The following is a 12127-nucleotide window of genomic DNA, read 5'->3' as shown; positions in this document are numbered from 1 at the left end:
ATGACCACCGAATCGGTGTGGATGCCACCCAGCTCGCTCGCTCTCCTGATCGAGGAACTCGCCGTGCTGGCCAGTCAGCCCAGCCCGGACGCGGCCACGAAGGAGCGGATCCGGGAGCTGCGCAAGACCCTCAGCCAGGCCGAGGCCTCGATCAAACCGGACGACGGCCTGGTCGAGCCCGGGATGCGGATCACAGCGATGCTCTCCGGTGACACCCGGGCGACCGTGTTCCTGCTCGGCGAGCGTGAACTCGTCTCCCTCGACCCTGAGGTGGAAGTCGAGGTGTACTCCCCCTCCTCGCCGATCGGCCAGGCCATCCTCGGATCATACGTCGGCGACACCGTCGCGTACACGACGCCGACGAACGCCCGCATCGAGATCGAGATCCTCGCAGCAGTCCCGTACACCGGCGGTCGTTGAACCGACGAGATTGAGGGGTGCGGATGCGTCCGCACCCCTTTTTTCCGTCGTGTCGGCCGCGTCGGAAGCGCTGAGTCAGGCCGCCCGGCGGCGCACGACCACGTCGCTGACGATCACGAGCACGAAGGCGAGCATCAGGATCCCGACGTAGGCCAGTGGCACGGCCTGCATTCCCGCCGAGCTGAGCAGCGCGGCGCCGAGGAGGGCGCCGCCGCCGATCCCGGCGTTGAACGCGGTCGTGTAGATGGCGCTGGCGGTGTCACGGATGCGGAGTGAGGCGGTGCGCAGCAGCCGCGTCTGCAGCAGCGGCGGCAGCATGCCGAAGGCCAGACCCCAGAGCACGAAGGCGGTCACGGCCACCGGCAGTGTCGCCGCGAAGAGGGCCAGCACGGTCACGCTCAGCGCCGACACTGCGATGCCGATCACCAGTCCGAGCTGCGGCCGGGGACCGAAGACCGTTCCGGAGAGCACCAGGCCGACCGCGCCGGCAATGCCGTAGGCGAACAGGAGTGGGGCGACCGCGGCGGAGTCCACACCCATCTCGTCGATCAGGAACGGTGCGATGTAGGTGTAGAACGTGTAGTGCCCGACCATGGTCAGGCCGGTGATCGTGGAGAGCAGGATCACGGCGCGCATGGTCGGGTCGCGGCGCGGCGGGACCACGGCGGCGCCGTCGGCCCTCCCCGGGGTGGCTGCCGCGGCATCCGTCGCGCGGGCGCCGTAGTGCGACACCGGCGGCAGGAAGCGCCAGACGACGATCGCGCCGACCATCATGAGCGCGGCGAGGGCCAGGAACGACAGTCGCCAGCCGAGCAGATGCCCGGCTGCCGTGGCGATGGGGACCCCGAACACGAAGGCGAGCGTTCCGCCAGAGACGGTGATGGCCACAGCGCGGCCGATCTGCTCCCGCGGAACGAGATGCGCCGTGTAGGCGCCGACGACGGCCCAGAACAGACCGTGGGCCATGCCGCCGATGATGCGCCCGCCCACCATGAAGGCGTAGTTGGGCGCGATGGCGGTGAGCACATTGCTGATCGCGAGCACCACGAGAACGAACACGATCAGGCCGTGCCGCGGGAGGCGACGGGTGAGGTGGGCGAGCGAGGTGCTCGTGAGCACCACGGTGAACGCGAACCAGGATACGAGCAGGCCGACTTGCCCCTCGGTCACGCCGAGCGTCCGGCTCATGTCGGGCAGCAGGCCCGTGGGCAGCATCTCGGACGTGACGGAGAGGAAGACTGCGGCGGCCAGAGCGAGCAGACCCACCCACGGGAAGGGTCGGGCGGCGGCCAAGGGGCTTTCCGGCGCATCCGGCGCGTCCCGCGCGGGCAGGTTGATGGGTGCGGTGAATGACATTGCTCTGTGGCTCACAGACGGGAACAGTGGCAGCGCGGGCATGCCGCGGGGCCGGTCCGGATCGACTGCGCGCCGACGTGCGCGCCCGGGGCCGGCGTGTTGCGCCGACCGTTGCCCAGCCTAGCCGACGGGCGGAGCAGGCGGCAGGGGGCCGGTAATCTAGTCCGATGACTTCTCTCCTTGCTCCGAACCCGCGCCACCACTGGGTGATCACCCTCGTCTGCGTCGACCAGCCGGGTATCGTGCACGCGGTCAGCGGCGCGATCGTGCGGGCGCGCGGCAACATCACCGAGAGCCAGCAGTTCACCAGCGCCGACACCGGCCGGTTCTTCATGCGGCTGCAGGTGGAGTCGCCGGCGACCCAGGCGGAGTTGGCGGACGAGCTCGCCCCGGTCGCGCGCCGGTACGCCATGGACTCCGTCATCGATGTCGTCGGGCGGCCCAAGCGCACCCTGATCCTGGCGTCGACCGCCGGCAACTGCGTCAACGACATGCTCTTCCGCCAGCGCGGCGGCCAGTTGCCGATCGAGGTGCCTCTGGTGCTGAGCAACCACGGCACGCTGCGCGACCTGGTCGGCTTCTACGGGGTGCCGTTCGAGTCGCGCCCGGTGACGGATGCCGCCAGCAAGGCCGCCTTCGAGGCCCGCGTCGTCGACGCCATCACCGAGCACGACATCGAGCTGGTGGTGCTCGCCCGGTACATGCAGATCCTCTCCCCCGCACTCTGCACGCTGCTGGAAGGCCGCGCCATCAATATCCACCATTCCTTCCTGCCCGGGTTCAAGGGCGCCAACCCGTACAAGCAGGCGCACGCCCGCGGCGTGAAGCTGATCGGGGCCACGGCCCACTTCGTCACGGGCGACCTCGACGAGGGTCCGATCATCGAGCAGAACGTCGTGCGGGTGGACCACTCGCGCAGCCCGGCCGAGCTCGTCGCCATCGGACAGGACGAGGAGAGCCGCACCCTGACGCAGGCGGTCACCTGGTTCGCCGAGCACCGCGTGCTGCTCGACGGCGCCCGGACCATCATCTTCCGGTAGCCTCTGGCAGGCTCCGTAGGCTCGGTAGGATGGGGCGAGTGACCGATACGAGCGCGAAGACCAGCCCCAACGACATTCTGCGATTCCTGCTCGAACTGTTCGCGTTCATCAGCTTGGGCATCTGGGGCTTCGCCGCGTGGCCGCTACCGTGGCCGGGCGTGCTTGTGGGCATCCTGGCCCCGGCCTTCGCCATTCTGATCTGGGCGCTGTTCCGCTCGCCCAAGGCGGTCTTCCGCCTCGACCCGTTCGGCAAGGCCATCATCGAGATCAGTGTCTTCGGTGCCGCCGCGTTGGCCTGGTGGGACCTCGGCCTGCCGCTGGTCGCGGTGGTCTTCGCCCTGGTGGCCACGGTCAGCGGCGTCATCTCCGGTCGCGCGGAACTGCGCTAGAACCACCGACGCAGCACTGCCGGCGCACTGCCGATTCGTCCCGGTGGTTGAGCCTGTCGAGACCCGGTGCACCGCCCTCCGAAGGCTCCCACCCCGGTGGTTGAGCCTGTCGAAACCAGGGACCAGAGGCCTGGAACCATGGGCCGCACTCCCTGCCTACAGCTTCGCTCGCTTGCTGGGCAGTGCGATCAGCGTCTGTTCCGGGGCGACCTCGCCCGGTGGCCGGAGCCAGTACTGGGTGCCGGTTCGGATGATGCTCCAGTGCTGGTTGTGCAGCAGTAGATGGTGTGGGTGGCAGAGGAGTATTCCGTCGGCGAGGTTGGTGTGCCCGTTGTCTGTGAGCCATTGGTTGATGTGGTGCGCTTCGCTCCAGGCGGGTGGTCTGTCGCAGTCGATCCAGAGGCATCCGCCGTCGCGAACGGCCATCGCGGCTCGCTGTGCCTCGGTGAAGAGGCGTTCGTCGCGGCCGACGTTGATGATCTGGCCGTTGCCGTCGAACGTGATGCCGCGGGAGCCGGTGTCGCAGAGGAGCCGGTCGATGCTCTCCTGCGAGATCGGGACCGGGCTGCCCTCGATCTGCCCATGCGCGGCCGGTTCGCCCGGCCCGTGGTCGCTGACCTGCCCAGCCTCCCCTGACTGACCCGCCTGACCTGCTCGACCCGGCTGACCCGGCTGACCTGCTCGACCTGCCTGACCTGCCTGACCCGGCTGACCCGGCTGACCCGGCTGATCCGGCTGACCCGGCTGACCTGCCTGACCCGACTGACCCGGCTGACCCGGCTGACCCGGCTGATCCGGCTGGTCCGGCTGACGGTTCGTGAGCGCTTTCTGGGTCATGATGACCCGCACCGACGGACGGCGCCCGCCGAACATCCGGCCCGGGTCGGCCTCGCCGGCGATCTTGAGCAGTTGCACGAGTGAGTCCGCGGCGATCTGCTCGTTGCTGCGGGGGTCGTCCTGCATTTTCTTGGCCCAAGCGGCCCGCTCCGTGTCCACGAAGCGCACCCCGCCACGGCGGGGGCCGGTGATGGAGTCGAAGGTGGAGAGCACGAACTCGCCATCTTCGGGCGAGAACAGCCCATTCAGGCGCACATTGCCGTTATTCAGCCGGTACACGCGCAGGTAACGGTCGTCATAGGCCTGCTTCTCCCGGGCGGCGATACCGGCCTCGTCGAGCGAGTCACGCATCCGCCTCGCACGTTTGAAGACCTGGTCCGCATTCAGCGACGACACCTCGATCAACAGGGCTTCAAGCGCCGCCGCGAGCTTTTCCGCGGTCACCGCGGCATCGATCTGGCCAAGCCCGGCGCGGATCGACTCCGCCGCGTCGACGGAAAGGGTCCCGGCCGTGACGGCCCGGGCGATCGGCGCCTGCCACGGCACCTTCGCGACGAACGCGGCGACCACGGCGGCATCCGTACCGGGCGACGAGACCGCCGCCTCGACCAGTTTCTCCGCCGCCTCCGCATCCGCCATCATCGTGCCGACCGCGACCAGTTTGTACGCGTCGCCCTTCGACGACCCGGTCCACTTCTGGATCAAAGCCTCCGGGGACAGGAACCCCTGCCGCGCCGCCAACCCGGAGTGCCCAAGCTCCGGCCGGGACCGGCGGGCGATGGTGCCCGCCATCCACGCGGCGCGGGTGTCGAGCAGCCGTCGGGCCGACGCGATCTGCCCCTGACCAGCCAACAGGGCGGCATCGGGCAGAGCCTCATAGTCCGTACTCGAGGAGCCCAACAGGGCCACAGCCTCGGCCGCCTGCCTGAGGTCTTCCGCGAGGTTCATCATGTTCCAATTTTAGCCCATGACGCACGTACAGTCGAGAGTTTGTCACTTTTTGTGCAAGTATTTTCGAACCCGAATTCGAGACAATCCCTCGCCCGGACTATGCCGCGCGGGTCTGCCGCGGCATCCGCAGCGCGTAGGCGGAGGTCACGAAGAACAGCAGGGCGCCGACGCCGAAGGCCACCGGATAGGAGACGCTGTCGACGAGAAACCCGGCGGCGAGCGGTCCGACGATGGCACCCAGATCGGAGAACATCGAGAAGACCGACACGGGACGTCCGCCGCCGGCCCCGGCCGCATCACCGACGGACGCGGCCGGAGCGGTGCCCATGAACGCCGAGGCCACGCCGTAGAGGCAGAGAAGTGCGGTGAGCACGATGATGTTCGGCGCGAACGGGACCGCGAGGATCGTGAGGCCGGCGACCAGGAACGCCCCGATGATGGCCGGGCGGCGGCCAACGGTGTCGACGAACCGCGCAGCCGGCGCGAGCGCGACCGTCTGGGCGACGGCCGCGACGGCGAAAGCGATGCCGGTCCAGGCGGTCGGGCCCCGCAGCACCTCGACGATCAACACGGGGATCAGCGCGTTGCGCACGCCGAACGAGTTCCAACCGGTGGCGAAGTTGGCGATGCACGCCGCGCGGAACCGGGTGTCCCGCAGCACCGTTCGGAACGGGATGCGCTCGGGCGGCGGGCCGGACGCGGGGACGACCCCGCCCCGCACCGGGCGCAGAAGCACCAGCCCGAGAATGCCGGCAACGCCAAGCGTGCCGGCATAGAAGAAGAAGGGCGCGGTGAGCGAGATCGTTGCGAGGAGTCCGCCGAGTGCGGGGCCGGCCATCCCGCCGAGCAGGAACCCGCCCTGATAGAACCCGATGGCCCTGGCCCGGAATCCCGGCGCCGTGGAGCCGAGCAGAAGGGTCATGGCTGCCACCGTGAACATGGCCGAACCGACGCCGCCGGCACCGCGCAGGAGCAGCAGCTGCGGATAGTTCTGGGCCACGCCCACCAGCCCACTGGAGACGGCGACGATCCCGATACCGGAGGCCAGGATCATCCGCTCGCCAGCCCAGTCGATCAGGCGCCCGGTGAACGGGCTGGACACGAAGCGCATCAGCGCGAAGGCGGAGACGACGGCACCGATTTCCAGGTAGCCAACCCCGAAGCTGCGCACATAGACGGGCAGCACCGGCACCACGACACCGAAGCCCACCATCACGAAGAACGCGATCACGCCGAGCACGTAGACCTCTCGGGACAGCCGCGGTCGGCTCACGCCGGGGGTCTCGCCGCCTCGGCGGATTCGCACGAATCGCATTACCTCAGGGTAAGCCTTGGCCCGGAGTCCGCCCGCCCCGCGCTCACCCCTGGGCCCCTAACGACTTCGACGGAGATTTTGCCCACAACGACCCGAAAACAGCCCGAAACACGCTTCTGGTCGAAAATCTCCGTCGATTTGGTTCACGGGCAGGCACACCGGACGAGCGGCCCAGCGGGCAGGGGCACCCTCGTCGAGCCGACGACGCGAGGGTGACGGATGCCGCGCATCCGTCACCCTCTGCCGCCGTTCCGAACCCGCCGGCTGCTAGTTCTCCACCGCCACGACCGTCGAGAAGCCGCTGTCGCCGTAGCGCACCAGCCCGAGGTAATCCGAGGCCGCGGCCAGGCCGCTCCACGAGGCCGTGTAGGTCGCCTCGACGCCCTGCACTCCCGGCAGAGGGTTCGGGGCAACGGTGAACGCCCCAGCGCCGGTACCCGGCGCGACCGTGAAAGTGGTCAGGTCGTACCGGTCGGTGCCGCTGAAGACCGACACGATGATCTGGTAGTACCCGGCCGTCGGGTTCAGCAGGTCGACGTGCTCGTCCGTCGCAGCCGTGGCCGACTGCCACCTTCGAGCGGCGTGCCGCCCTTGCCGCTCAGCCGGTTGACCAGGAGGTCCAGGTCGGCGGCGTCGGCCAGCGAATCGAGGTCGTCACGCTGATGTCGACGGATCCGGCCACACCGGTTACGTCGGCGGCGACCGGCGCCTCGAGCGTGGCGGGCTTGACCGCCACCGGGCTGTGCACGACCGTCGCTCCGCTGGTCCAGTCGAGCGAGCCGGTCGCGAACGTGTCGACGGGCGCATCCGTTCGGGCGAATGTCGCCGTATAGGACTGCGTCTCCCCCGCCGCACCGAAGGTCAGCGTGGAAGGCTCTACGGCCACGTCGATGCCGGCGAGGCCCGACACCGAGGCGTCGACGGAGCCTGCCTGCGTCGATGTCACCGTGCGGGTGATCGTCTCCGGCCGAGTGAGCAAGCCGATGCCGATCGAGGCCAGGTTGAGGTTCGACGGGTCGACCGAGGCCACACCCCCGTCGCCCTCCCAGGTGTAGCCGGCGCCCTTGATGTAGGACCTCCAGTCGCTCTCCCCGTTCAGGTAGACGAGTCCCGGCGTGAAGAACGTCGTCGGATCGACCTGGCCAGCACCCTGAACGAACGGGTCGGTCACGGCAATGCCGGACGCGGTGACCGTGTCGTAGGCGGTGGTCATGAAGGCCGACTTCACTTCGGCCGGGGTGTCCGCAGGCTTCTCGCCCAGGTAGAGGGCGGCGAGCCCTGCGACGTGCGGCGACGACATCGACGTTCCGGACAGGAACTGGTCCGTGCCTGGCGCGCCCGCGGCGTTGGCGCCGCCGGCCAGAATCGCGACCCCGGGTGCCGAGACGTCCGGCTTGATGATGTCACTGCCGTCGGCCAGGACCGGTCCGCGCGAGGAGAAACCGGCGACCTGCGGGGCGGGCGGGGTGGTGCCGAGCGCGTTGCCCGGCGTGAGGGTCACGGTCGCCCGCTTCACCTCGGCGGACTTGGCGACCCGGTCGTAGACGCCGCGCTGGCAGAACACGATAGCGCCGGCCACCTTGGCCGGGTCGAGCGAGTCCGGCCCGCAGAGCAGCGGGTCCGTGCCGCGTCGGGCGGCGACGAGGTCACCGCGCACCAGCGCACCGGTCACGCCGGCCGCAGGGACCGTGATCGAGCCGCCGGCATATGCCGGACCGCTGCCGAGGGTGGCGGTGGCCTCGTAGCTCGGGATCGTGCTGGCCGCCACGGTCGTGATCCACGGCGACGCGTTGTCCAGCGTGGACGCTTCGGGTCCGGAGTTGCCGGCCGAGGCCGCCACGAAGATGCCGGCCGAGGCCGCACCCAGGAAGGCGACCTCGGTGGCGGAGACCGTGGTCTGCGCCGCACCGCCGCCGATCGAGAAGTTGATCACGTCGACACCGTCGGCCGTGGCCTGGTCGATCGCCGACAGGAGGTCGCTGGTGGCGCATCCGTCGTCGTCCTGGCTGACCGGGTCGGGGCCGGACCAGCAGACCTTGTACGCGGCGATCTTCGCCGCGGGCGCGACCCCCGCGATGGTGCCGAAGTCGATGCCGCCGACCGACGCGGCGACGGCGTGGTTGCCGGCCGCGGTGCCACCGGTGTGTGAGCCGTGGCCGTCACCGTCGCGCGGCGAGAGGTACTCGCCGCCGCTCTCGGCGCCGATCCGGGAAGCGTGACCCGACCCAACCGGCGAACGGCACGGACTCAGCGGCTCAGCACCTCGGCGACTCAGCGGCTCAGCAGCTCAGCAGCTCAGGGCGCCGGCTGGAGCCGGCGTGCGGGCCGCGACCCGGGCCTGCACGGCGGCATCCCGGCGGCCGCCGATTGCCCGCAACGCGTTCAGGATCGTGGCCAGGTCGACGAATTCCTGCAGGAGCGCCCCCGCGGTGGCGGGGATGAAGCCGAACGCGGCCAGGAGCATCAGGCCGAGGCTCATCACGATTCCAAGCCAGATGCTCTGCAGCGCGATCCGGATGGTGTCCTGTCCGATCGCGACCGCGCGGGCGGCGCGGGTCAGATCGTCGATCAGGATGACGACGTCGGCCGACTCGCTGGCGGCCGTGGCTCCGCGGGCTCCCATGGCAATGCCGACGTCGGCGACGGCCAGTACGGGCGCGTCGTTCACCCCGTCGCCGACCATGATCACCGGGCGGCGGGCCAGGGCGCGCACCGCATTGACCTTGTCGGCGGGCAGGCAGTCCGCCTGCACCTGCGAGATTCCCACCAGCGCGGCGATGTGCTCGGCGGCCGGCCGGGCATCCCCGGTGAGCATGACCGTGTCCCGCAGTCCGAGGGCCCGGAAGTCGGCCAGTGTCTGCGGTGCGTTCTCCCGCAGTCTGTCGCTGGCGACGATGCTGCCGGCGAAGCGGCCGTCGACGGCGATGTAGATGGCCAGCTCGCCGCCCTCGAGGGGGGCGGCCGCGGCATCCGTCGCCTGCTCCCTGATGAACGACAGCTTGCCGACCGTGACCTCGTGGGAACCCAGCCGGGCCACCACCCCGTGCGCGGGAACCTCGTTCGCGGTCTCCGTACCGGTCAGCTCGAGCCGGCGGGCACGGGCCTCCGCGATGACGGATGCCGCGAGCACGTGCGACGAGTATTGCTCCGCCGATGCGGCGAGCGCGAGCAGCTCGTCCTCGTCGAAGCCGGGTTCGGGAAGCACCCGGGCGATGGTCGGTGTGCCGTGGGTGAGGGTTCCGGTCTTGTCGAAGACGACGGTCCTGGCGCGGGAGAGCATCTCGAGCACACCGCCACCCTTGACGATGATGCCGTTGCGGGCGGCACGACTCATGCCACCCATGAAAGCGACCGGCGCGGAGATCAGCAGCGGGCAGGGGGTGGCGACCACCAGAACCTCGGCGAAACGGGCCGGGTCACCGCTGAGGAGCCAGGCCAGGGCAGCGATCGAGAGCGACACCGCCGTGAACGGCACGGCGTAGCGGTCGGCCAGGCGAACCACCGGCGCCTTGCTGGCCGCGGCCTCCTCGACCAGCGCGATGATCTGCTGGTACTGGCTGTTCGCGGCAGTCGCGGTGGCCCGGATGGTGGCGGCGGCCTGACCGTTGATTGACCCGCTGAGCACGGCGTCCCCGTTCTCGCGCTCCACCGGGAGGCTTTCCCCGGTGAGCGACGACTCATCGAAGGCAGCGCTGACGGAGACGAGTTCTCCGTCGACGGGAACGATCTCGGCCGGGCGCACGAGGAGCAGGTCACCCGGCCGCACCTCGGTGGCGGGCACGTCCTCGACCTCACCGTTACCGTTGCCGGAGCCGGAACCGGTACCGGTACCGGTAACGGCAATGGCAATGGCAATGGCAATGGCGCCTGCAGCGGCGCCGGTGACTGCAGCGGCACCGGTGTCGTCGCTCGGACCGGCACCGTTCGCGGCGACGAGCCGGTGCGCGATCTGCGGGGCCCGCCGGAGCAGGGCGTCGAGTTCGCGCTTGGCGCGGTTCACGGCGAAGTCCTCCAGGGCAGCGCCCCCGGTGAGCATCAATACGATGATGAGGGTGGCGACGTATTCGCCCACCAGGACCGTGGCGACGATGGCCATGATCGCGAGCACGTCGATACCGAGGGTGCCGCGTCGCAGCCGTCGCACCATGCCGATCGTTTCGTAACCGGCGACCAGCAGGCCGAATCCGCTGAACAGCCAGCGCACGGCATCCGTGTGACCGAACGAGACGAGTACCGCGCCGATGAGCCCGATCAGCACGGTCGTGGTGACCAGCGGGTAACGGCGCACGGCGGCAACCAGAGACGACATGGTCATATTCTTGCCTCGCTGGCCGGGCTCCGCCAGCAAGGAAAGCCTCCCCTCAGCGCCCAGAAAAACCCCGGCAACGCGCACAAAAAAGGCGGCACCCTCACCCGAAGGTGAGGCTGCCGCCCCTCTCTGCGGGTTACGCCAGGCGAGCCTGCAGGTTCTCCGCGATGGCCGCGAGGAACTCCTCGGTCGTCTGGAAGGCCTGCTCCGGGCCCACGAGCAGCGCAAGGTCCTTGGTCATCTTGCCGCTCTCGACGGTCGTGATGACCACGTCTTCGAGCGTGTTCGCGAACTCGGCGAGGGCCGGGTTGCCGTCGAGCTTGGCGCGGTGCGCGAGGCCGCGCGTCCACGCGTAGATCGAGGCGATCGGGTTGGTCGAAGTGGGCTTGCCCTGCTGGTGCTGACGGTAGTGGCGCGTCACCGTGCCGTGCGCCGCCTCGGCCTCGACGACCTTGCCGTCGGGCGTGGAGAGCACGCTGGTCATCAGGCCCAGCGAGCCGAAGCCCTGCGCGACGGTGTCGGACTGCACGTCGCCGTCGTAGTTCTTGCAGGCCCAGACGTAGCCACCCTCCCACTTCATGGCCGAAGCGACCATGTCATCGATGAGGCGGTGCTCGTAGGTGAGGCCGGCCGCGTCGTAGCGGGCCTTGAACTCGGCGTCGAAGATCTCCTGGAAGATGTCCTTGAAACGACCGTCGTACGCCTTGAGGATCGTGTTCTTGGTCGACAGGTAGACCGGGTACTTGCGCTCGAGGCCGTAGTTCAGCGAGGCGCGGGCAAAGTCGCGAATGGAGTTGTCGAGGTTGTACATTCCCATGGCGACACCGCTGCCGGGGGCCTGGAAGACCTCGAACTCCTGCGGAGCCGAGCCGTCCTTCGGGGTGAAGGTCATGCTAAGCGTGCCCTCGCCCTCGAAACGGAAGTTGGTGGCCTTGTACTGGTCGCCGAACGCGTGCCGGCCGATGATGATCGGCTTGTTCCAGCCCGGCACCAGGCGCGGGATGTTCGAGATGATGATGGGCTCGCGGAAGATGGTGCCGCCGAGGATGTTGCGGATGGTGCCGTTGGGCGACGCCCACATCTTCTTCAGGCCGAATTCCTCGACGCGCGCCTCGTCGGGCGTGATGGTCGCGCACTTGACGCCGACGCCGTGCTTCTGGATGGCGCGGGCCGAGTCGATGGTGATCTGGTCGTCCGTCTCGTCACGCTTCTGGATCGACAGGTCGTAATATTCGAGGTCGATGTCGAGATACGGGTGGATCAAGGTCTCCTTGATCGCGTGCCAGATGATGCGGGTCATCTCGTCCCCGTCGAGTTCGACGACAGTGCCTTCAACCTTGATCTTCGCCAATGGAAATCTCCTCAGAATATCGGGGGGCAAGAATAGCCACGTCGATTCTAGTGGAGGGTCGCAACTATCTTGACATCGAGACAGTTTCCGGATGTCCCGAATTGCAGCCGCCCGCACGCCGTGTCGTCCGAAAGCCCGACTACCCCACCGGCTCCGGTG

The 12127-nt window shown here is 69.0% G+C and carries 10 protein-coding genes; 3 read left to right on the top strand and 7 right to left on the bottom strand.

Going from position 1 to position 12127, the window contains the following annotated elements; genetic code table 11:
• The gene (locus E3T28_RS04125) at nt 1–420 is read left to right on the top strand and encodes a GreA/GreB family elongation factor (RefSeq protein ID WP_134428220.1); all 420 of its coding nucleotides are present in this window, start codon (nt 1–3) and stop codon (nt 418–420) included.
• A 75-nt stretch (nt 421–495) separates the two neighbouring features.
• Here E3T28_RS04125 and E3T28_RS04120 read toward each other — a convergent pair whose 3' ends face one another.
• A complete protein-coding gene (locus E3T28_RS04120; RefSeq protein ID WP_134428218.1) occupies nt 496–1776 on the bottom strand; it encodes an MFS transporter in 1281 nt (426 codons plus the stop codon).
• 167 nt (nt 1777–1943) lie between these two features.
• Between E3T28_RS04120 and E3T28_RS04115 the strand changes: the two genes are divergently transcribed.
• Nucleotides 1944–2816 carry a formyltetrahydrofolate deformylase gene (locus tag E3T28_RS04115; protein ID WP_134428216.1) on the top strand — a complete coding sequence of 291 codons (873 nt, stop codon included), beginning with the start codon at nt 1944–1946 and terminating at the stop codon, nt 2814–2816.
• 38 nt (nt 2817–2854) lie between these two features.
• Nucleotides 2855–3205, top strand: coding sequence for a YrdB family protein (locus E3T28_RS04110; RefSeq protein WP_241979156.1), 351 nt, complete (start codon nt 2855–2857; stop codon nt 3203–3205).
• A 156-nt stretch (nt 3206–3361) separates the two neighbouring features.
• Here E3T28_RS04110 and E3T28_RS04105 read toward each other — a convergent pair whose 3' ends face one another.
• The 6 genes from E3T28_RS04105 to E3T28_RS04085 form a co-directional block, all read right to left on the bottom strand.
• Nucleotides 3362–4993 carry a DUF222 domain-containing protein gene (locus tag E3T28_RS04105; RefSeq protein WP_134428212.1) on the bottom strand — a complete coding sequence of 544 codons (1632 nt, stop codon included), beginning with the start codon at nt 4991–4993 and terminating at the stop codon, nt 3362–3364.
• A gap of 97 nt (nt 4994–5090) precedes the next feature.
• Nucleotides 5091–6308, bottom strand: coding sequence for an MFS transporter (locus E3T28_RS04100; RefSeq protein WP_134428210.1), 1218 nt, complete (start codon nt 6306–6308; stop codon nt 5091–5093).
• 267 nt (nt 6309–6575) lie between these two features.
• Nucleotides 6576–6803: a hypothetical protein gene (locus E3T28_RS17280; RefSeq protein WP_241979155.1), complete on the bottom strand. Its 228-nt coding sequence runs from the start codon at nt 6801–6803 to the stop codon at nt 6576–6578.
• A 103-nt stretch (nt 6804–6906) separates the two neighbouring features.
• Nucleotides 6907–8514 (bottom strand): S8 family serine peptidase, encoded by a 1608-nt coding sequence (locus E3T28_RS04095; protein ID WP_241979162.1) that lies wholly within the window; start codon nt 8512–8514, stop codon nt 6907–6909.
• A gap of 81 nt (nt 8515–8595) precedes the next feature.
• Nucleotides 8596–10617 carry a heavy metal translocating P-type ATPase gene (locus E3T28_RS04090; RefSeq protein ID WP_134428208.1) on the bottom strand — a complete coding sequence of 674 codons (2022 nt, stop codon included), beginning with the start codon at nt 10615–10617 and terminating at the stop codon, nt 8596–8598.
• A gap of 136 nt (nt 10618–10753) precedes the next feature.
• Entirely contained in the window at nt 10754–11968 is a 1215-nt protein-coding gene (locus E3T28_RS04085; protein ID WP_134428206.1) for an NADP-dependent isocitrate dehydrogenase, read from the bottom strand.
• Nucleotides 11969–12127: the final 159 nt, after the last annotated feature.

This window comes from Cryobacterium sinapicolor, assembly GCF_004403465.1.
Classification (GTDB): Bacteria; Actinomycetota; Actinomycetes; order Actinomycetales; family Microbacteriaceae; genus Cryobacterium; species Cryobacterium sinapicolor.
The sequence above is the reverse complement of the archived record's forward strand: the minus strand, read 5'-3'. Positions and strand labels throughout refer to the sequence as shown.